This is a genomic window from Cytophagia bacterium CHB2, assembly GCA_030263535.1.
Classification (GTDB): Bacteria; Zhuqueibacterota; Zhuqueibacteria; order Zhuqueibacterales; family Zhuqueibacteraceae; genus Coneutiohabitans.
Map to the genome: position 1 here is coordinate 1 of SZPB01000101.1, position 21,810 is coordinate 21,810.

General features: G+C 53.1%; 13 protein-coding genes. 10 read left to right on the plus strand and 3 right to left on the minus strand.

What is annotated here, in order from left to right; genetic code table 11:
• Positions 1–43: 43 nt before the first annotated feature.
• On the plus strand, positions 44–451 hold the full coding sequence (locus tag FBQ85_11795) for a biopolymer transporter ExbD (protein MDL1875835.1): 408 nt from the start codon (positions 44–46) through the stop codon (positions 449–451).
• A gap of 73 nt (positions 452–524) precedes the next feature.
• Here FBQ85_11795 and FBQ85_11800 read toward each other — a convergent pair whose 3' ends face one another.
• Together FBQ85_11800 and FBQ85_11805 are read right to left on the minus strand one after the other, a co-directional pair.
• Complete coding sequence (locus FBQ85_11800) at positions 525–1,193, minus strand: oxidoreductase (protein MDL1875836.1); 669 nt, start codon at positions 1,191–1,193, stop codon at positions 525–527.
• A gap of 122 nt (positions 1,194–1,315) precedes the next feature.
• The gene (locus tag FBQ85_11805; GenBank protein MDL1875837.1) at positions 1,316–3,652 is read right to left on the minus strand and encodes a GWxTD domain-containing protein; all 2,337 of its coding nucleotides are present in this window, start codon (positions 3,650–3,652) and stop codon (positions 1,316–1,318) included.
• Between the two features lie 209 nt (positions 3,653–3,861).
• Here FBQ85_11805 and rsgA point away from each other — a divergent pair, with 209 nt between their 5' ends.
• The gene (gene rsgA, locus FBQ85_11810; GenBank protein MDL1875838.1) at positions 3,862–4,932 is read left to right on the plus strand and encodes a ribosome small subunit-dependent GTPase A; all 1,071 of its coding nucleotides are present in this window, start codon (positions 3,862–3,864) and stop codon (positions 4,930–4,932) included.
• Between the two features lie 74 nt (positions 4,933–5,006).
• On the plus strand, positions 5,007–5,591 hold the full coding sequence (locus FBQ85_11815; GenBank protein ID MDL1875839.1) for an HD domain-containing protein: 585 nt from the start codon (positions 5,007–5,009) through the stop codon (positions 5,589–5,591).
• Positions 5,592–5,776: 185 nt separating this feature from the next.
• On the opposite strand, the gene FBQ85_11820 is transcribed toward FBQ85_11815, so the two are convergent.
• Complete coding sequence (locus FBQ85_11820; GenBank protein MDL1875840.1) at positions 5,777–11,077, minus strand: hypothetical protein; 5,301 nt, start codon at positions 11,075–11,077, stop codon at positions 5,777–5,779.
• 458 nt (positions 11,078–11,535) lie between these two features.
• On the opposite strand from FBQ85_11820, the gene FBQ85_11825 reads away from it, so the two are divergent.
• From FBQ85_11825 to FBQ85_11855, 7 genes are all read left to right on the plus strand, one after another.
• Entirely contained in the window at positions 11,536–12,330 is a 795-nt protein-coding gene (locus tag FBQ85_11825) for a DUF1295 domain-containing protein (GenBank protein ID MDL1875841.1), read from the plus strand.
• A complete protein-coding gene (locus tag FBQ85_11830; protein MDL1875842.1) occupies positions 12,327–12,659 on the plus strand; it encodes a hypothetical protein in 333 nt (110 codons plus the stop codon). The genes FBQ85_11825 and FBQ85_11830 overlap by 4 nt, the downstream gene beginning before the upstream one ends.
• Positions 12,660–12,741: 82 nt before the next feature.
• Positions 12,742–13,704, plus strand: a complete 963-nt coding sequence (gene selD / locus FBQ85_11835) for a selenide, water dikinase SelD (protein ID MDL1875843.1) — start codon at positions 12,742–12,744, stop codon at positions 13,702–13,704.
• 268 nt (positions 13,705–13,972) lie between these two features.
• Entirely contained in the window at positions 13,973–15,088 is a 1,116-nt protein-coding gene (locus tag FBQ85_11840) for an efflux RND transporter periplasmic adaptor subunit (protein ID MDL1875844.1), read from the plus strand.
• Positions 15,089–15,190: 102 nt separating this feature from the next.
• Positions 15,191–18,526 carry an efflux RND transporter permease subunit gene (locus tag FBQ85_11845; protein ID MDL1875845.1) on the plus strand — a complete coding sequence of 1,112 codons (3,336 nt, stop codon included), beginning with the start codon at positions 15,191–15,193 and terminating at the stop codon, positions 18,524–18,526.
• Positions 18,510–18,947 (plus strand): efflux RND transporter permease subunit, encoded by a 438-nt coding sequence (locus tag FBQ85_11850; GenBank protein ID MDL1875846.1) that lies wholly within the window; start codon positions 18,510–18,512, stop codon positions 18,945–18,947. Before FBQ85_11845 ends, FBQ85_11850 begins: the two co-directional genes overlap by 17 nt.
• Positions 18,948–19,048: 101 nt before the next feature.
• Positions 19,049–21,810, plus strand: a 2,762-nt coding sequence (locus FBQ85_11855) for an efflux RND transporter permease subunit (GenBank protein ID MDL1875847.1), incomplete at its 3' end; no start/stop codon positions are given.

Below are 21,810 nucleotides of genomic sequence, written 5' to 3' on the forward strand. Positions count from 1 at the left end.
GCGGGCGCAAAAGAATTGTCAATCGTCAAACGAAAACTGTAATATGCAAATTGGAAAGCCCTCGGGCGATCTCATCAGCAATCCGAACCTGGCGCCGTTGGTGGATATTGCGCTGGTGTTGGTGATTATTTTTATGGTGACGGCGCCGCTGTTGGATGTGCCGTCGAATATTGAAGTCGATTTGCCCAAAGCCGCCACCATTGAAGCGAAATCGCAGGACAATATTACCCTCACGCTGTCTCCCACCGGGCAAGCAGCAATCAATCAAAACGAGCTGCCGGTTGCCCGGCTGGGTCCGGCTTTGAAGGAAATGGTGGGCCGTCATCCCGATCGTCTCGTCGTCATTCGCGCGGATAAACAGGTGACGCACAAGCAGATTTTGGATTTGCTCGGACTGGCCAAGAAAAGCGGCGCGAAACGCATCGCCATTGCCACAGTGCAGCGGCGATAAATTTTAAATTGGCAATCGGGCGGCCCCGCTCGCGTGATAGTCGTCCACGTAAACCTCCAACAGCAAATCTCACTTATCTGTCCGCTGTCAACGCCTGGATTTTTTCGGATTCGAATATATTCACCCCTGTCAAGTTTTGCTGTGCAATCCGAATCATCGCCTCTGCCACTACGCTTGCTGCAATCGCACGATACCGGCGCAATCGTCCAAAGAATGCAAATGAAAGCGCTGTGAACACGATCGCTCCGATTCTCTCGCCCAGGCGAAACTCCTGCCGCTCGCCCAATAACAACGATGGCCGGAAAATTTGTAACCCCGGCAAGGGCAGCTTGCCGAGCGCGGTTTCAATCTCGCCCTTGACCCGATTATAAAAAATGGAAGAACGTGAGTTCGCCCCCAGCGCGGTGACAATCAAGAATTGTTGCACGCCATTCTGTGCGGCGAGCTTCGCAATTTCATGAGGGTAGGTGAAATCAACTTTATAAAAAGCCTCGGGTGAGCCTGCTTTCTTAATCGTTGTGCCCAGGCAGCAAAAAATTTCCTGCACGTTTTTCAGTTTATCGGCGTAGGGGGATAGCTGATCGAAATCAATCATGTCTTGCTCAAGTTTCGCATGTTGCACGGGCAACGGTTTGCGCAGCCAGACGATGATTTTATCGTAAGCAGCATTATCCAACAACAATTGCAAGCAATGACTGCCTACCAAACCGCTGGCGCCGAGCACTAAAGCCGTTTTCGCCATTCTCTCTCCGCAACCGCAGTACCTGCAACAAATCTCTTAATCAGCCGGAATGTGTTTGGGGAAACGTCGAACTTGAAGATGCCGCTTCCTGCGCGGGCCAAACCCCGCCGGGAGATCGGGTTTTATTCCAAAAAGATTTTGCTTTTTGCCTCTACGTTTTTCTTGTTGGCGCGGTCGGTGACTGTAACCGTCAATTCGTATTCACCGGGCTTGGCCGCGCTCAAATCAAGTCCGATTTGTTCGAACGTGTCAGGCGCGCTGGCTTCACGGTCAAATGCCAGTGATATTTTGGTTTTGCTACCGCCGCCAAAAATGCCGCTCAGGCCGCCTTGCTTGGTTTTCAAGGCTTGCACGGTATACTCGATGGCGAATTTCGCTTTGCCTTCGCGATCCAATGTGAGGTTGTAAATTTCGAAATAAAGCTGCACCGGTTTGGCCAGGCTGAATTGCTTGTAGGGATTGGGTAAAATCGCCAAACCATTTTTGGTCAAGGGGCCTGCCTCTGACGCCGGCGAAATATTAAAAGCCAGGATCAAATCACTCACGCTCAACTTGTTTTCGGCAAAGTCCGGCAGAAAAGTTTCGAGGGTAAATCCTCCCAGGCGATTCGGCGTGACTTCGTTTTGGCGTGCGTGAAATGCAACGCGATAAGAGTCCGGGGCCGCGGTAAATTGATAGCTGTCGATAAACAGCCCGTGTGAAAATTGCCGCGACGATTGCGGATTCAGCGCGATTTGTTTGTCGACGCGCTCAAGCTCGTTCCAGGCCATGTCGTGCAGAACTGCGGCTTTTTCAAGCAGCAGCGCGCCGCGTTCCGGCTCATAATCTTTTAAAAGCTGGTTGACTGGAATGGCGTAATACAACTCGAGGCTGCCGCGTGCTGCGGAGCCTTTGAAGGCCGCGGTATAAAACGACATGGCGAGCGGCTCGATTTTCACATGCCAGGTGTGGCGGTCGCTATTCAAACCGACTTTCACAGATTGCACGCTTTGATCGGCCATTTCATTTTCATAATTCAAGCGCTCCGTGTTCGAAGCTGTCAACATCCGCATGTAAATCGGGCCCCAATGCAGACGTTCTTCCAACATAGCAGGATCAGTGAGAATCGGCGTCAGCCGCCAGTTGTTGCCCACGGCATTGTCCGCGATGACAAAATGAAACGTCAGTTCATTGCGGTCGGGAGTTTTGTAGTAACGCCAGGATTCATTGGGATTCGAGCCTTGCCCGACAGAGAGGGCGGTGTCATCCGGCGGGCCTTGACGAATGAACACCAGGCCTTTGTCATTGAATTCATGGTTGAGAAAATAGACTTTGGTGTATTTCAAGTAAGTTGATCTATCCGGGCTGTTGAACCACGTGCGAAATCCGTCGAATGCGTAATTTTCTTCGGCGAAACGCAACCGGCGATAGTGCTCGGCCAGGCGCTGGTTGACGTGCGCCGCCGGCATCGGGTCGCGGCTCAGCCACATTTTGTGAAAGAAATCACGGTATTCCTGCGGCGAGGTTAAGGATGTGTACGCGTCATACTCGTCGTCGCTTACGATGTACTTCATGTCGTCGAAGACAAAATCAGCGTCGAGCTGCGACGCGATGGAATCGACCGCTTGCCAAAAAAAACTTTGCGCAATTTCGGGTTTGCCGGCCTCATAAAAAGCGCGTGCACGCGACAGGCGCAAGGGTTGCATATTGAGGTTTGCCGGGCGCAGCATCAACTCGCGAAAAATGGAATCAGCCGGCATCAGCTTGCGGTTTAAGCGATAACACTCTCCCATGGCATATTCGGCGTGTTCATTTTGCTGCTGCGCCAGCCATTGCAAAACCTCCGCCTCTCCGCGATGTTCGATAATATAGCGATACAAGCGGAACAGGCCGCGCTGCGGTCCGGCCAGGTCCGGGCGCAGGCGCACGGCCATGTGGCCCAGGCGAATCGCCTCCTCATAATCATCGCGATAGCGTTTGACCAGCGCAAGTTGATAAAGCGTGTCCATGAATAACGAATCGCGCGCCAGCACGGTTTTGAAATGTTTTTCCGCCTTGTCAAAATCGAATTTTTTCAACAAAAGCGCTTTGGTCGTCGCCATTTCGCGATGGCAAACGCCGCGATAGTAATGCGCTTCGAGATTGTTTTTATCCTGTTTCAAAATATCATCGAAGCGATCGTCAGCCTTGCCCCATTTTCCCCAGGCCACTTCGATTTTGCCGAGATGGGCCAGGGCCTCGCGTGATTTGGGCGCCAGCCGCAATGCGCGCTCGAAGGCTTTGTGCGCTTGTTCGAGTTTGTTCTGCGCCATTGCTTCTTTGCCGCGTTTGAGCCAGGTCGCCGCGTCGTCGGCAAGCGCGACAAGGGGCAGATTGATGATGAGCAGCGTGGCAAGGAGTGTTTGTTTGAGGGAGAACATAAGTTTGCGCAGCCGAAGATAGATGAAAGCAACTCGCGGTCCACAGCAATGCCAGGGCATTCGTGTGGCCGTGTTTGTGTTTAGCAGGCGTTGCGGGGGTAAACTATTGAAATGTTATTGCAAGCGCAAGCGCAAAAATACCGGCGGGTCGCAAAACAATCCGATTGACAATCGAGGCCAAAGTTGATAATTTGGGCTGAGTTGCTGCCAATATTCTGCACTGCGCGCGATTGTTGTTGGGCAGGAATCATTGCAACACGAGAGATCACATGGCGCTTGAAAAATTCGGGTGGAACGATTTTTTTGCCGCCCATTTTTCTCCCTATCAAGAGAAAGGCTATGCCGTCGGCCGCGTGGCAATTGAACATCGCAAAGCTTACCGGCTCTACACCGAATTCGGTGAATTGTCCGCCGAAGCTGCCGGCAAGATGTTCTATGAAGCGTGCGGCGCGGAAGATTTGCCGGCGGTCGGCGATTGGGTGGTGATTCGCCCGTTGCTCGACGAGAAGAAAGCCGTCATTCATGCCGTGCTGCCGCGCAAAAGCAAATTCTCACGCAAGGCTGCCGGCGACAATACCGACGAACAAATCGTAGCGACGAATGTCGACACAGTTTTTCTGGTCAGCTCGTTGAACCAGGATTTGAATTTGCGTCGCATCGAACGCTATTTGACTTTGGCATGGGAAAGCGGCGCGACACCGGTTATCGTGCTCAACAAAACGGATCTATGCGACAATGTCGAAGAGTGTCGTGATGCGGTTGAATCGGTCGCGCTGGGCGTGGCCATACACACCGTCAGCGCTGTGGCCGAGGAGGGCATGGCAGAGTTGGCGACCTATCTACAAAATAACAGTACGGTTGCTTTTCTGGGATCCTCGGGCGTGGGAAAATCGTCGTTGATCAACAAACTCCTCGGCGAAGAATATTTCAAAATTGGCGAAATTCGCGAGGCTGACGACAGAGGCCGGCATATCACCACGCATCGCGAGTTGGTGCTGGTACCCACCGGCGGCTTGGTCATCGACACGCCGGGCATGCGTGAATTGCAGCTTTGGGAGGGCGCTGAAGGCTTGCAGGAAGTTTTTGAAGACATTGAACGTTTCGCCGCCGACTGCCGGTTTAATGATTGCCAGCATGAAAGCGAGCCGGGATGTGCTGTTTTAGCCGCGCTGGAGAAGGGCGAAATTAGCTCGGAACGCTACGGCCATTATAAAAAGCTGCAAAAGGAACTGGCATTTTTGCATCGCAAACAGGATCAACACGCGCAGCTTGAAGAAAAGAGGAAGTGGAAAGCCATTCATCGCAGCGTGCGCAAGCAACTGAAGCAGAAATACAAGTAGCAGGGTGGCAAGTTGCAAACGGCAAACAGCAAACAGCAAACAGCAAACAGCAAGACTATAGGAGTTCGAAGCGATTGAATCCTTTCGCGTTGATTCAAAAATACTACGATCCCGGCAGCGAGGTGTATCGCATTTTGGCGGCGCACAGCGTGTTGGTTGCGGCCAAAGCGCTGGCGCTCGCGCGTGAGTTTCAAGCGCGACATCCTCAAAATAATCTCGACTTGGAATTTATCGAAGAAGCGGCGCTGCTGCATGATATTGGCATTTTTTATTGTGATGCGCCGGCAATTTTCTGTCATGGCAGCGAGCCGTATATCAAGCATACGATTCTCGGGCGTGAAATTTTAGAGAAGGAGGGCCTGCCGCGCCATGCGCTGGTGTGTGAGCGCCATACCGGCATGGGCCTCACCGCCGAGGAAGTTGTGCAACAAAACCTGCCTCTGCCCGTGCGCGATTATCTGCCCATCTCGTTGGAAGAAAAGATCATTTGCATGGCCGATCGCTTCTTCATAAAAATTCCGCAGCAGCTTTATCAAGAGTTGAGTGTGGCGCAAGTTCGTCAGAAACTCGCCAAGTACGGTCCGAGCGTGCTGCAACGCTGGGAGGAGATGTGCCGGTTGCTTTTGCCAAGCGCTGGCTCGCTTGCTGTTCCTCGTTGAAATGCGATCGCAACCATTCGCGTCAAGGGCGGATGATTTGTGCGGGTCACTCGCTGAATCCGCATTTCTTAGAACAATTGTCATTAAACACAACTCCCACAAAAGTGAATGATTCAAAATCACTCTTGTGGGAGTTTTTGTTTTGAGATAAGTTTTTATCTAGCGCAAGCTCACGGGGCGCGCTTTCACTTCAACAATGTCATGCGCCGCGTTTCGTTCAAGATCACTTCTCCGGTTTCACCGCGAATCACCAGGCGATAAAAATAAACTCCGGTTGCCGCCAAACGCCCGGTTTGATCGCGGCCATCCCAAGTCAATTCATGCCTGCCGCCGGCAAACATACCGTTGGTAAGTTCTCTCACCAGTTGGCCCGCATCATTGTAAATTTTTAAATCCACTTCTCCCGTATTGGGCAACATAAAACGAATGCGCGTTTCCGGGTTGAAGGGATTGGGATAATTCTGCAACAATTCATAATGCGTCACCGGTTGCGCCTCGTCCGCAAACTCCAGCCCTTCGCTTTCTTCTTTCGGCAATGGTGTTGAAGAACCGTGAAATTGGAACGGCACACGTGCCTCAACCGTAATCGCCCCGCCGCTGCAAATCGAGCCGCGAAACTGGCTGTCTTTGGAGAAGTGGATTTCTGCATGTGAGGCGATGAACGCGCCCAGCACGCGTGCGCCTTTGCCGATGTCGAGCTTGGACGCTTGTTTGAGATTGAAGGTCACTTTATCCGTGCCGGCCTCGCCGTCGGGCGTGATTTTGATTTGCACTTTTTCATCAATATCGAATTCTTCAACGATATTCACGTTCACCGGCCCGTCGGTGACATCCAGCAGAATCACGGCCAGCGGATCCGTATCAAGAGTATTGAAGTAGTAATCGCCGTTGCGCAATTTCACCGTACCTTTGCGCTTGACTTTGAGGCGATCATACGAGCCGGGTGACAGCGCCAGTGTTTTGTTCGCTTTGACTTCATGGCTTGCTCCGCCGGCACTGAAAGATAGAGTAGGAGGTGGAAGGAGGGCAACCTCAGCCTGATCTTCTTTTGTGCCGGTGACTTTTGCCGTGCGGGACAAATAAAGCTTGCCGCCGCAGGCTACATTACCCAAAATCGTGTTCTTGTTTTCAAGCGTAATCGAAGCCTTGCCGCCGCCGCTGAGATTGCCGGTGTGTTTGCCGGGCGAGCCTGTGCCCGGGCCGAACGAAATTTTTGTGTTGGAGTGAATGTTACCGTTCGATTCGCGATTGCCGTCGATTTTCACGTGTTCATCAGATAAGAAAACAAAATTATACACGGTCAACGTAATTGTGTCAGCGGCGACGCAGCCGTTGGCATCGGTTACCGCAACGATATATTCCGCCTCACTCGTGAGGCGCACCTTGGGATTCGCCGCTTGTGCATCATCAAGGCCGATTGCCGGCGTCCAAGAATAGGTAAACGGGCCTTCGCCCGAAGCGGTGGGGCTTCCGCCCAGTGTGACGGTTTCGCCAAAGCATACCGCACGATTTTCTCCAGCATTTACCACCGGCAGTTGCTTCACGATGATTTCCTGGGTCGAGCTTCCTCTACAACCGCCGGCGCTGACGGTATAGACAATCGTGTGCGTGCCCGGGCCGGCCACATTCGGGTCAAATATGTTCCCACTCATGCCGGGGCCGGAAAATGCTCCGCCTTCAGGCGAAACGAAATTTGAGAGATCAACCGCGGGCGAGTTCGCACAAAATTCCCCAACGGGATCGAAGGTCACGGCGAGATCCGAGGACACGGTGATCGTGACTTCATCTGTCGCTGTCAAGCCAGTAGCCGGCTCAGTGACGGTCAACGCATATGTCGTCGTCGATTGCGGAGACGCAATCGGATTCGCAATTGTCGCATCGCTCAAACCTTCACTCGGCGACCAACTGAACGTGTACGGGCCGCCCGCGCCGCCTGTCGCAGCAGGCGAGCCGCCGATAGTGACGAAGCCGCCTGCGCAAATGACCTTGTTTTCGCCGGCATCTGCTGAGAGAGCAGCGCGAATATACAACACGAGACCATCGTGATCCGAAGCGCGCAAGGCCGTTGAAGCATCCGAAGCCAAGCTGGCCGGCGCGTCCGCATTGCCCCGCGCATAGGCAATATCACTTACGAATGGCTGCAATGCTTGCGATGCCAGCATATGATCCAGCGCTTGTGCGCTGCCCTCGTAAATGAAAGAATACTGCTCGTCTTCGAGCAACATCAGAACTTGGTTGATCAAATCCGGATTTACATGATCACTGCCGGGAAGCAATGCTTGCGAAGCATCTGCCGGTGTTCCCAAAATTTGGCCAAGAACGTCGGCGTAACCGTCGGTGAATTGAAAAGCATTAAAATCACCGGTGACCATGAGATGGATGCCGGGATCGCCGGTTTGCAGATTCTGCACCATGTTTGAAACCGACATCGCCTGTTCGTGGCGTTTTTGGCGCACGCGCGGGCCTTCGGTTGCGTCCTCAATATCGGCTAAAGAACGCAAATGAAGATTCAAGACCGAAACAGCATGGCTATTGGGCAAAACGGCTTCGAGCAGCAGCGGCGGACGATCGTGCAACAAAGACCCGTCAAGCGACAGGGTTTCGCTTGCACCGAGCTGGGTGAGTGAATTGACAGTAACCGAATTGCGCACCAGGAAGCCGACATCTATACCGGAAACGTCATTGCCCTCGACGAGATGCGCCGTGTAAACGATGGTTTCATCATCATTGTTGATTTGATCGGCGAGCGCTTGCAGCGTGCCAAGATTCTCGACTTCTTGAAGGGCGAGAATATCCGGCGCATGCAGCAAGTCGCGAATGTACTTTGAGAGTTTGTACAGCTTGGCGGAATATTCCGGCGCCGTTGGAACCGGCTCTGCGAGAGCGGGATCGTCAATATCATCATACAAAAGACGGGCATTCAAGGTGGCAATCGTGGCTTCACCGGGCGCGCGTGTACGCACGGCGCGCGGCAAGGCGGCGGGACTGATCGAATACTGCACCGGCCACAACTCATAATTGCCGAACTCGTACGCCAGAACGCCCGTCGCGCTGAAACTTGAACCGGCAGGAATCTCCACATTCGGTTGACCGAGTCGATCAGGATCAAGCTCGAAAATTTCGGGATTGCCATCCCACACCGGCAACCCGCTCAAGCCGGGAAACGCAATGCCTGGCTCGCGGAAAGCGCGGGCATTTCCTGCGACGATGAAAACTTCCGCAACTGGATCACTGCCGAATGATTGATTGGGGCCGGTGACGATGCCCTCAACAATTTCAACCCGCATGCTTTCGAACCGTTCGAATTCGATTGCCGATTGCGGTTGATCAGGAGAAGGTGTGAGGCCATCGAGTAAAATAGCGGGAGGCAGAGCATTGCCGGAAGAAATGACAACGATAGTGGAAACGTTGTCGAACTGCGTGAATTCGAAAAATTCAATCACCGGGCCGATGACATGAACCACATCACCAACAGCAACCGTCGGCGCGGCATTAGTATAAACAAAAATGCCGTCGGAAGTCATGTCATCGTTGTCGCTGCGCTCACTCGGCGTTTGCATGAAAAAGCCATCGCTGCGCAAAGCTGTAACGACGTTGTTTTCTGTCGTAATAACCTGATTCGCAAACGGGCTGGCCAGCCCGCTGCCCTGAATCTCAAAAATTTCTTTTGTCAAAGTAGTTGCGGCGCATCCTGAAAATGGCGCGCCCTCGACGCGTGAACCCGGTGAATGCAAGCGGCCGTTTGCCCCGGTTGCCAGCGTATGCCGGATGAACGGCTCGGGGCCGGTGAGGTCGGGATCGCGCGTGAGTGATTGATTGTCGTTGCCTTCGGCGCCGTAGGTGTAAGAGGCGATGATCGCGCTGCTCGCATCGCGCAACGTCACGGTGTCGCCGGTGTTGTTCAAGCTGAGTTGGTGGGTGCTTGCCGTTTGCACGATGGCCTCGCCGAAAGCGCCGGTGGGTGTGCCGCCGGCAAAAATCACAATCGCACATTCGCCCTTCACCAATGTGCCGGCTGGAAAAGTATGGCGCACTTGTAAGGCGTCCGAGAGCGTCCAGCCGGAGAGGTCAAGTTCATCGCTGGAGACATTCACCAATTCGACAAATTCGTCTTGCGTTGTATTTACAGTACCATCGCCGTTAGCGTCGCCATTTGTGCCATCAGGATCCGCGAGAATTTCGTTAATGATGATGCCCGGCGATGAGGCCGCGGCAAAGCTGAAGGAGAAATCTGCCGCCATGTTGTCCGGTGGATCGTTGTCGTCTTGATCTGCGACATTCGCTGCGAAGACGGTAACCGTAACGATTTCATCGTTCGCGAAATCGATATCCGGATCGAGCGTAAAACTCTGCGGCCCGCCGTTGACTGTTGCCGTGTGCGCGCCGCTCGATGATCCGGAAATGGTAAACCAATTGCCGGTGACCTCAACAGCTTCACTAAAGTCGATCGTGATCGTTGTTGTGATTGGAACCCCGGCGGCGCCCTCTGCCGGTGAGGTATTTGTGATCGAAGGCGCGTCATCACTGGCAATCGTGGTAAAACTAAAAGAGAAATCCGCCGTCATGTTATCCGGCGGATCGTCTGTGTCTTGATCCGCTACATTTGCAGCGAAGATGGTTATCGTGACGGTTTCATCGTTGGCGAAAACGACATCCGGTTCGAGAGTAAAACTCTGCGGCCCGCCGCTAATCGTCGCCGTATGCGCGCCGCTTAACGATCCGGATATGGAAAACCAACTGCCGGTCACATCAACCGCTTCACTGAAACCGATCGTGAGACTTGTTGTTATAGGAACGCCGGCAGCGCCCTCTGCCGGTGAGGTGCTTGCAACCGAAGGCGCAGCCTCGCCACCAATGAACGTTTGGTTATTGTTGAACGCGCCAAACGTGTTCGTTGCTGCCGCTGACCATGTGAAGTCTTCGTAATTGACGCCTGTGCCGTTGAGCTGCAATGAGGCGCCGATCGGCGTTGCTTCGGTTTCGGTGACGCCAATGTCGATGCTCGTCATGCCGTTTGCCGGGCCGGCAGTTGCCGTGAACGCGCCCTCATAACTCAGAAATTGCACAACAACGCTGGCAGCATTCACAAGCGCAACGCCGTCGGGTGCGCCGTTTTGAATGGCGACCGGGGAATTTACGGCAACCACGCCAAAGCCGTTGCCGAAATCGGGTATGGTTCCGCTGAGCGAAATTGTGCCGTAGTTCGCGCCGTTAGCGCCATTGTATAACACCAAGCTCCAACCTGTAAGATCGCTGCCCGCCGGACCGGCAATTTCAATGGCCTCGCCGGTGTCGGCGCCGTTGTTGTCGTAATGAATTTCGTTGATAAAAATTGGCGTTTGTGCGGCGGCCGGCGAAAATGCCAACAAGCCCCAGATCAACAGAAAGAAAGCAGAGCGTGAGAGGGAGAATTCTTCAGCGCGAGAATGCGCCAAAAACTTCAGCAACAAATGCCTCAAGAGGCCCACCGAATAGGACGCGACCATGTCCGTTCCTCCTGGCTAAAGTTGAACAACGAGATTGTGATGATTTGAGAAGAGAGATTGGGATGGATTCCCCCGCCATATCAGCAACCCGCCCATCCTGGACTTTGCGCGTCAATGCTTGACGGAAAGTTGATTTCAGGAGAGAATCGCAAACGAACAGCGCTACCCACCAACATTTTGTTTCAATGGCTGCTTCATACGCACACGCGCGTATAATTGCGGAAAGATAAGATAAAGTTTATGAGAAGGCAAGCATGATTTTGATCTAAACAAATATTTTTTTGGGTGACTCGGGAAAATCTAAAAAGATCGGTTGACTATTTGACGAAGCATTGCGAAATTGAGCCGGCAACAATAATTCGATTATTGGTCTCAATTGGCTTGTTTGCATCGGGTGATTTTGGTTATTGATCAGATGCGGATTGTCCCGCACGTGTGAGAGAAAATTGATGCTCGCAATGGCTGTGCAAATGCTTGGGGCGGGGCTTGCGCTCGTTTTTGGCGTGATGACGATTCTCTGGCTGATTCATCTGCGCACGCGCAATGCGGGTATTGTGGATTTCGGCTGGGCGTTGAATCTCGGATTATTGGCGCTCTTATATTTTTTCATGAGTGAGGGCGAGCCCCTGCGCAAATTTCTCATCACGGCAATGGCGTGTCTGTGGAGTTTCCGGCTTGCGTTTTATTTGCTGTTCACGCGCTACCTCGGCCAGGAAGAGGAAGGCCGTTATCGCGAGTTGCGCCGGAAATGGAAAACGAACCTGAATTTGAAGTTCTTTGTATTTTTTCAAGCGCAGGCTTTGCTCGATTGGGTTTTATCCGCGCCGTTTTTGCTGGCATGTTTGAATTCGAAACCCGAATTGGCGACTCTGGAATGGTTCGGCCTGGGTCTCTGGCTGATAGCGTTTCTGGGCGAGACGCTGGCAGATTGGCAATTACACCAGTTTAAAAGCGACCGGCGCAATCAGGGCAAAACCTGCCGCGCCGGCCTGTGGAATTATTCGCGGCATCCGAATTATTTTTTTGAATCTTTGATCTGGGTGGCTTATTTTGTTTTTGCCGCGGCTTCGCCTTATGGTTGGATCTCGGTCTATTGCCCATTGCTGATCTTGCTGGCGATTTTCAAAGTCACCGGCATTCCGGCGACGGAAGCGCAAGCGTTGCGCACGAAGGGCGAAGATTATCGTAACTATCAACGCACGACGAGTATGTTCGTGCCGTGGTTTAAGAAACAACTGAGAACAGCTCGATGAACGATCATGAACACAACATGACATACGACCTGATGCCGAACCGCTGCGCTTGGTGCGATCGGGTCATCGGGCCGGAGGAGGAGGTTTTTGGCTGTGGCGCGAAGGCCATGCCCGGCATCGATCTCAGCGATCGCGAAGGAAAGATTCTGCCGCTGTTTCTGGCATTGAGCCGCAAAACCGTGCCGGCAATCGTGGTGCCGATGGATTCACAAGCGAAGAAAGAAGGCAACGATTTATACTTTGTGATTTGCAGCGAAAGCTGTGGGCAAGCACTGAAGCAGGCGTTGCAGATGGACAAGGACGCGTTCGGCACAATTTGTTTGAATTGACATGAATCTTACCAAAGACGAGATCACCAAACTCACGCACGCGGTGCGCTGCGCCGGCTGAGCATCCAAACTCAGCCCAACGTTGTTGTGGCAAGTTCTAACGAGAGTAAATAAGGTCAGCATGCCGAACGTTCTGATCGGACTTGAAGCCGCGGCGGACGCCGGTATTTATCAATTGCGTGAGGATCTCGCACTGGTGCAAACGGTGGATTTTTTTACACCAATTGTGGACGATCCCTATGACTTTGGCCGCATCGCCGCGACCAACTCGTTGAGTGATGTTTATGTGATGGGCGGCGCTCCGATCACTGCCTTGAATATCGCCTGCTTTCCGAAAAACGGCAATCTCGATTGGCTGGTTGCGATTTTGAACGGCGGCATGGATCAGGCTTCAGCCGCAGGCGTCGCGATCATCGGCGGACACACGGTTGACGATGCCGAAATCAAATATGGCCTCGCGGTGACCGGCACGGTTCATCCGCAAAAAATCATTCACAATCACACCGCGCGGCCGGGAGATGCGCTGGTGCTCACCAAGCCGTTGGGCACGGGCATTCTGAGCACCGCGTTGAAATTCGGCAAACTGGATGATGCCGGCCTCACGCTTTTGACGCAAACGATGACGCAGCTCAATCGCCGCGCGAGTGAGGCCATGGTGGCGGTGGGCGCGCACGCCGCGACCGATGTGACCGGCTTCGGTTTGCTCGGCCATGCACACGAAATGGCGCAGGCGAGTGAGATGACGTTTAATCTTTCCGCCTCCGCCATTCCTGTCTTACCGGGCGCCTTGCATTTGGCAAGAGAAGGTTGTTTGCCCGGCGGCGAACGCAGCAATGCCGACTTTGTGAAAGATTATGTGCAATTTGCCTCGCATCTCGATACGGCGCTGCTGAGTGTCTTGCGCGATCCACAAACCTCCGGAGGCTTGTTGATCGCCCTGCCGCAGAGTCGCGTAAAGGAATTCTTCGACCGATTGGAAGATCCGCATACGCGCGAGATCGGTGAAGTCGGTTCGCGTGAAAAATTCAGTGTCGTGATTGCGTGAAGTTGTGGAATATGTTTTTGGGGTGTAGCGGCTGTTGCGTATTGCATCAGACCTTTACGCCTGAAATCATCCTGCCCGATCACGATCTAATTTTCCCCTTTAATTCTTGCCGCGAGTTGCCCCCACCTTACCGCCAAGATGTCCAACTCTAAACCTCAAAAATATTATTGATCTGGCGTGAAACTTTTACGCTAAACATCTGTATTAACTGCCTGCGTTTCCAGGCTGCTGCTCCGTAATCTACCCCGATCGAGGAGGTTCAAAAATTATGAAAACAATGCGATTTCTTCTGGTGCTTGTTGCCGCCGCGTCGCTGGCGGTGACCGCCTGCTCCAAGTCTGAAGCCGAAGACAAAAACAAAACAGACAAAGCCGAAGCCAGCGCGACCAACGGCGTGGCCACGGAAAAAGAAAAGAACAAGGTTGATGAGATCAAGGCCGTTCCGGTAGAGGTGACGACCATCAAACCGGGAGTCATTTCCGCCTATGTTCTGGCCACCTCGTCGATTGAGACGGAAGAAGCTGTGGATATCTACCCGCAAGTTTCGGGCATCGCCGTCAAATTGCTTGCCGAAGAGGGCCGCTACGTGCGTAAAGGCGAGGTGCTGCTGGAAGTTGACGAGCGTGAATATAAGCTCAGAGAGGAAGCCGCAAAGGTGAATTATGAGCGCGAAAAGAGCAATCATGCCCGCGCGAAAAGCATGTTTGAGAAAAACCTCATGAGCGCAAGCGAGTTCGATGTCGCGAATTTCAATCTTGAACAGGCCCGCATTGAATGGGAGCAAGCCAAGCTTACCCTGGATTATTGCCGTATCAAAACGCCCATTTCCGGCTTTGTTTCCGAGCGCACCGTTAAACTCGGCGACCGTCTGTTAACCTCGACAAAGATTTATTCGATCGTCAACCCCGATCTCTTGCTGGCAAAGATTCATTTGACCGAACGCGATGCTTTGCGCGCAAAAGCCGGGCAAAATGCCAAAGTCTTATCGGAGGCCTTGCCTGGGGAGGAATTCCACGGCGTCGTTGATCGCATCAGTCCGGTTGTTGATCCCTCGAGCGGCATGGTGAAAGTGACGATTCGTGTGTCGGATCGCCAGCGTTTGTTAAAGCCCGGCATGTTTGTCAATGTGCAATTAATGACGGATACCAAAGACAATGCCGTGCTCATTCCGAAAAAGGCCGTGATTTATGATGATAACCGCCAATTCGTCTATGTCGTGCGCAATGATACGCTTGCCCTGAAAGTGCCGTTGCAGCCGGGATATTCCGATCGTGACAATATCGAGGCGGTCAGCGGCGTGGGGCTGGGCGATACCATCATCGTCGTCGGGCATAATGCCATGAAAGACAGCACGCGCGTGAAGATCGCGGAAGCCAAGATCTAACCAGGCGTGTGAATCTCCTGTCGCGCGGCGGCGTTGCTTTCTCGCACGCCATGCCACGATCCCCCAACGCCTCTCTTTACTCATCAGCAAGAGAACGAAGCAATGACAAACGATAAATCTGAAATCATGGCCAGGGCCGGCGATTTTTTTCGTTTTACCACAACGCGACCGGTGGCAATATTCATGATCGTCGTGGCCATCTGTGTGTTCGGCCTGGTTTCGTACGATCAACTCGCGTTGAATTTGATGCCGGATATCTCGTATCCCTCGCTGACCATCCGCACGGAATATCCCGGCACGGCCCCGGAAGAAATTGAAACTACGATTTCCCGGCCCCTCGAGCAGCAATTGGGTCTGGTCAGCAATCTCGTCAGCATCAGCTCGATTTCAAAGGCCGGCTTCTCTGATATCATCCTGGAGTTCACCTGGGACACCGACATGAACAGCGCGATTCAGGATGCGCGCGAGAAGCTCGATCAAGTGTTCCTTCCGCTGGAAGCAAAAAAGCCGCTGATCCTAAAATATGATCCCACGCTCGATCCCATTTTGCGGCTGGGATTATACGGCGATCAATCGCTGTTTGCGTTGCGTTATTTGGCGGAAGAAGAAATCAAACGCGATCTTGAAACGCTCGAAGGCGTCGCCGCGGTCAAAGTGCGCGGCGGTTTAGAGGAAGAAATTCGTGTTGAGCTTGATGAGCGCCAGATCACCCTGCTGGGACTCGATATTCAGGAAGTCAATCGCAGACTGGCGCAGGAAAATATCAATCTCGCTGGCGGTAATCTCAAAGAAGGCCAGACCGAATACCTTGTCCGCACGCTGAATGAATTTGGGAATATCAATGAAATTCGCAATCTCGTGATCGGGCGCCGGCAGGGGGTCGATATTCGCGTGAAAGATGTCGGTGCGGTGACGCGCACGCACAAGGAACGTGAAGTTATCACGCGGGTCAACGGCAAAGAAAGTGTTGAGATCGAGATTTACAAAGAAGCGGATGCGAATATCGTGACGGTTGCCAAGGCCGTCAATGAACGAATTTTCGGCACGCCGGAGCAGCAGGCTTTTGTCGCGAATATGAAAAAGCCGGGGGCGTCGCAAAATGGCAAGCCCAAAACCGAAGAAAAAAAGGGCGGAGCGGGCGCGGCGCAAGCGATGCTGGCCAAGGCCATGACGAGTTTTATGGCGTACAACCTGCCGCCGAACACCGGCATCACGCTGCTTTCCGATCAATCGACCTTCATCGAGAGCGCGATTGACGAGGTGAAAGGCACGGCGATGTTGGGCGGTATACTGGCAATCGTGGTGTTATACATTTTCTTGCGGCGCGTTTGGAATACCGCAATCATCGCGATCGCCATCCCGATTTCAGTGGTGGCCACCTTCGGCCCGATGTTCATCTTCGATGTCACGCTCAACATCATGTCACTCGGCGGGCTTGCCCTCGGCATCGGCATGCTGGTGGACAATGCCATCGTTGTTTTGGAGAGCATTCATCGCAAGCGCGAGGAAGGCCATGATCTGTTGCAATCCGCCGTGCTCGGAACCGGCGAAGTGGGAAGCGCGGTGTTGGCTTCAACCTTGACCACGGTGGCAGTCTTTTTTCCCATCGTTTTTGTGAAGGGCGTCGCCGGACAAATTTTCGGCGACATGGCATTGACCGTGGTGTTTTCGTTGCTGGCCTCGCTGGCCGTGGCGTTGTTTGTCGTGCCGATGCTCGCCTCGCGCTATATCAAAGAAGAGTATCGGCAGGATATGCGCGGACGATTTTCCGGCAAGCATGTGTTGCGCTTGTCTCTTTTCGATGACCTGAAAACGTGGAAATCCCGCCAAGAGGACGGCGAGCAAATTCGCCTGCTGTCGTTTGTCGCAGGCATTTTGGGGCGACTTGGCGGCCAGGCGGTGCTGAATCTTTTGATTCTTCTCGCCACCTCGCTGCTGACGCTGCTGAAAGGCGTTGTGCTGTTGCTCGCATTTGCGCCAACTTTGTTGCTCGGCTGGATTCCACCATTGCGCAGATTCGCACAGGCGCTCGCGGCGTGGAGCGTCAATCCCAAATTCATCAACGATTTGCATCTGCGCACGTGGAACACGATTTTTATTTATAACTCGTTTGAATCTTTTGTTGGTGGATGGCGCCGTTTCGCCGCAAAGTTTTCAACCGGCGGCGTAATCAAAAAGACGTTATCCGGCCTTTTGGGATTTCCCCTTTATTTGATTTATAGCATTGTGCGCTTTGCGATTCATCATGTTTTTAGCACAATATTTAAAGCCGGTTTGATGGGGATTTTCGTCTGCGCATTTTTGCTGATGATCGGCTTGGTGATTGCCGGCATTCCGGTGGCACTCTTCTTTACTGGCATGCTGTTCGTAGCAAATCCAATACTCGAATGGTCGTATCGAACGTATCCCAGAGTCGTGCGCTGGGCGCTGAACAATCGCAGCGCGGTGATCGCCTACTCGGCGGCCTTATTCGGATTGTCCGCCTTTGTTTTGATGCCTCGCCTGGGCTTGACGCTGATTCCCGAAGTTCACCAGGGCGAATTTAATGTCGAAACGCGTTTCCCGGTGGGCACACCAGTGGAAAGCACAGACGAAAAGCTGCAGCCGCTGGGGCAAATTGCCGTGGAGCAGAGAGACGTGGAGCGCGTCGCGATGGTGGCGGGTACCGAGAGAACCTCGCAATCGCAGAGTGAGGAAGGCGAGCATACCGCACGAATGACGATTAAGCTGAACGGAGACGGTGATTTCGAACGTCGCGAAGAAGCGGTGATTGCAAACTTGCGCCAAAAATTCGAAAACATTCCCGACGTCGAAACGAAAATTTCGCGTCCCGCAATGTTCAGTTTCAAGACCCCGATTGAAGTGGAAATCAAAGGCTACAATCTCACGAAGCTGCGAGAGCTGAGCCGCGAGGCGGAAGCGCGCCTGGCAAAACTGCCCGGCTTGCGGGATGTGCGCTCGAATTTTCAAACCGGCAATCCGGAAGTGCAGATTGTCTATGATCGTGACCGTCTGGCCTACTACAATTTGAATATTAATGACGTGGCTTCCGTCGTGCGCAACAAAGTGCAAGGCGTGGTTGCCACCGAATTTCGCGAAGCCGATCGCCGCATCGATATTCGCGTGAAAGTAAATGAGAATGACAAAGCCGGTTTACAGGAATTGCAGCGCCTGATTGTCAACCCTAACCAGCCAATTCCCATTCCGCTTGCAGCAATTGCGGATGTTCAGGTGAAAGAGGGGCCGAGCGAGATTCGTCGTATCGAGCAGCAGCGCGCGGCCTTGATTACGGCCAACATTAGCGGCGTCGATCTCAAGAATGCGGCCGAACAAATTTACGCCACGCTGAACGCCATTGACATGCCCGATGATTTCAGTTTCACGGTGACCGGTCAAAGCTGTGTTTTTGATTTATGTGGTTATGGCGGCGCAATTTGAATCGTTACTCCATCCATTTGTGATTATGTTCACCATTCCGCTTGCGCTGATTGGCGTCGTGCTCACGCTTTGGGTGTTGCAGATTCCGCTCAGTGTCGTGGTATTCATCGGCATGATTTTGCTGGCGGGCATCGTTGTCAACAATGCCATTATTTTGATCGATTATATCAACCATCTTCGCCGTGACGGCATGGAAAAAATTGAGGCCATCGTGAAAGCCGGCAGCGTGCGTTTGCGCCCGATTTTGATCACCACCGGCACCACCGTGCTCGGACTTTTACCGATGGCGCTGGGGTTGGGCGACGGCGCCGAAATCCGCACGCCAATGGCCATCACCGTTGTCGCCGGTTTAATCAGTTCGACCTTGCTGACGCTAGTTGTGATTCCCGTGGTTTATGCCGTTTTAGACCGCTCGAAGTAGTTTCGCAAACTTTCGAACTCGCGCGTGCAATCATGTGTAGAGCCTAACAGATCTTGAGCGCGCATAGGCACGAAAGAAATTGTACCAACACAGGCGCCCCTATGAAACGTAACTCGATCCTGCCGAATTTATCCGCGAAGCGGCCGGTAACCGTGTTAATGATCTTTCTGGCGACGCTCGTCGTCGGCGTTGTAGCGAACAAGGATATTCCGCTCGAATTGTTCCCGCGGGGTTTTGTGTTTCCCGCGCTGGGCGTTTGGATTCCCTACAACAATGCCAACCCCAGCGAAGTGGAAGAACAGATCGCACGGCCGGTGGAAGAAATTATTCAGACCATCAGTGGCGTGAAACGCATCGAATCGAGCAGCCGCGACAATGGTTGTTGGTTTTGGATCGAGTTTGCCAACAATACCGACATGGACGTCGCCTATGCCGATATTCGCGACCGCATGGACCGCATTAAACCTGAGCTACCTGCGGATATCGAGCGGATTTATCCGCGCAAATTCAGCGATGACGATGAATCCGTCGCCGTCATTGCCGTGGCGCTGGAGAAGGATTTTGAAGATGCCTACGGCTTGCTCGACACCTACGTGCGCAAGGTCTTCACCCGCATCGACGGCGTCGCCAATGTTGAATTATGGGGGGCCGACCGTAAGGCCGTGCGGGTGATGGTGGATCAAGCCAAGGTTGATGCGCACAACGTCGATCTTTATCAGCTTGTGCAGGATCTGCAGCGCGACAATTTCGTGTTGGCGAGCGGCTTCGTCAAAGATGGCGGCAAGAAATTTTATGTACGCTCAGTGGGGAAATATTCCAGCCTGGATGAAATCAAGCACCTTCGTATTCGCAACTCCAATCTGCGGCTGGGAGACATTGCCGAAGTGAAGTATGACGTTGCGGAAGAGGTGCAATGGGTGCAGCGGCTGGACCGCAAAAAAGCCGTTTGGATCGGAGTATTCAAGGAGTCGCAAGCGAACACCGTGCAAGTTTGCGAGGCCATCACCAAAACGCTTAACGAGAGAATCAGCACCACGCCCCAGCTTTCCGGCATGCGTTTCGAGATGATTTTCGATCAAGGCACATATGTCAAAGAATCGATCAACAATCTTAAAAGTTCGGGTATGTGGGGTGGGATCTTCGCGTTTTTTATTCTTTACTATTTTTTACGCCGCGTGCGGATGACGCTGATCATCAACCTGGCAATTCCCATTTCGCTGCTGGCGACGATCATTGTCGTTTATTTTGTCGGCTGGACGCTGAACATCATGACCATGATGGGCTTGATGGTGAGCGTCGGTATGGTGGTGGATAATTCCATCGTGGTCGTCGAGAATATTTATCGTCTGCGCAAAGAGGGGCTTTCTCCACGCGATGCGGCCATTCAAGGTGCGAGCGAAGTGGCCATGCCGATCACACTGGCAACACTGACCACAGTTGTGGTGTTCCTGCCGTTGATTTTCATGGGGAATGACCCGGGTATGACGTTTTACATGTCACGCATGGGAATGCCCATCATCGTGGCGTTGTTGGCAAGTCTAATCGTCGCGCTTCTGTTCATTCCATTGGCAACGATGATTTTTTCCGGCATGCAAGAACCGAAAGAAGCGAAGACGATCACGCGGGCGATCGGGTTTTATCAACGCTGGCTGGAGCGCACGCTGGCGCACCGCGTCGATGCCGCAATTCTATTCTTAATCTTGTGCCTGAGCGGGTTTGCCATCATGAAAGCCGTGCCCACCACGGATGAAACGCGCGGCAACATCAACGACATTTGGGTGATGTTCGACTTGCCGTCGAATTATTCGATTGAAGAGGCCGATTCCTATTTTAAGTCGCTGGAGGATTTTGTTTATGCGCAAAAAGAGGAATACGGTGTGCGCACGGTGGATGTCCGGTTTCGCGCGAATTGGGGCCGGATGGAGATTTATCTCAACCCGGCGCCTTCGTACGATTGGTGGCAAGTAATCGGCAATGGCATTGGGCGCACGCTGGGGTTGATGGATAAAGCTCCTATGACGCGAGAAGAAGTTTTGGCCCATTTTAAAGAGCATGCACCAAAACGGCCCGGCATCGAAATGCGCACACGTTGGCGCCAGGGCGGCGGCGGCGGCGATCAGGGCACGGTTTCCGTCGTGCTGCACGGCGATGACACGAGCAAGTTGACGGAGCTGGCCACTGAAGTTGAGCGGCGCTTGCGCACAATCCCGGACTTTCTCGATGTCGATACCGAGTTGGAAGATGGCGTCGATGAGATTCGCTTGAAACTCGATCGCGAGCAAGCCGCGAAATTTGGCGTGAATGCGCGCGCCGTGGCGGGCACCATCGGCTATGCGCTGCGCGGCGTCGAGTTGCCGGATTATCGCATGGATGATCGCGAGGTTGACATTCGCATTCAAATGCAAAAGCAGGATCGCGAGACCTTGCATCAGCTTATGGCGATGCGCCTGCCGCAACAGAATGGACAGGACATTCCGCTGGCGAACATCGCGCAAATCTCAATGAAGCGCGGCTACAGCCGCATTCAACGCGAAGATGGCAAGACCATGCTCGCCGTGAAAGCCTCGACCACCAGCGAAAAAATGGAAAACGTCTTTCGCCAAGTGGATCAAGTGATGGCCGGCTTTCATATGCCGCCAGGCTATTCCTGGGATAAAGGCCAGCGCTTCGATCGCTTGCGCGAGACGCAAGAATCCACCAATGCCGGGCTTTATCTTGCAACTACGTTTGTTTTGTTGCTCATGGGTGTTTTGTTTGAGTCCGTGATTTTGCCCTTCAGTGTGCTGATTTGCATTCCACTCGCGTTTGTGTGCGTGGGCTGGATTTTGTTCATCACGCAAACCCCGATCGATTTGATGGCCAT

Excerpts from the sequence above, each read along its gene's own strand:
- FBQ85_11795 (MDL1875835.1), top strand. The coding sequence starts at position 44 with ATGCAAATTGGAAAGCCCTCGGGCGATCTCATCAGCAATCCGAACCTG.
- FBQ85_11800 (MDL1875836.1), bottom strand. The coding sequence starts at position 1,193 with ATGGCGAAAACGGCTTTAGTGCTCGGCGCCAGCGGTTTGGTAGGCAGT.
- FBQ85_11805 (MDL1875837.1), bottom strand. The coding sequence starts at position 3,652 with ATGCCCTGGCATTGCTGTGGACCGCGAGTTGCTTTCATCTATCTTCGG.
- rsgA (MDL1875838.1), top strand. The coding sequence starts at position 3,862 with ATGGCGCTTGAAAAATTCGGGTGGAACGATTTTTTTGCCGCCCATTTT.
- FBQ85_11820 (MDL1875840.1), bottom strand. The coding sequence starts at position 11,077 with ATGGTCGCGTCCTATTCGGTGGGCCTCTTGAGGCATTTGTTGCTGAAG.
- FBQ85_11825 (MDL1875841.1), top strand. The coding sequence starts at position 11,536 with ATGGCTGTGCAAATGCTTGGGGCGGGGCTTGCGCTCGTTTTTGGCGTG.
- FBQ85_11830 (MDL1875842.1), top strand. The coding sequence starts at position 12,327 with ATGAACGATCATGAACACAACATGACATACGACCTGATGCCGAACCGC.
- FBQ85_11840 (MDL1875844.1), top strand. The coding sequence starts at position 13,973 with ATGAAAACAATGCGATTTCTTCTGGTGCTTGTTGCCGCCGCGTCGCTG.
- FBQ85_11845 (MDL1875845.1), top strand. The coding sequence starts at position 15,191 with ATGACAAACGATAAATCTGAAATCATGGCCAGGGCCGGCGATTTTTTT.
- FBQ85_11850 (MDL1875846.1), top strand. The coding sequence starts at position 18,510 with ATGGCGGCGCAATTTGAATCGTTACTCCATCCATTTGTGATTATGTTC.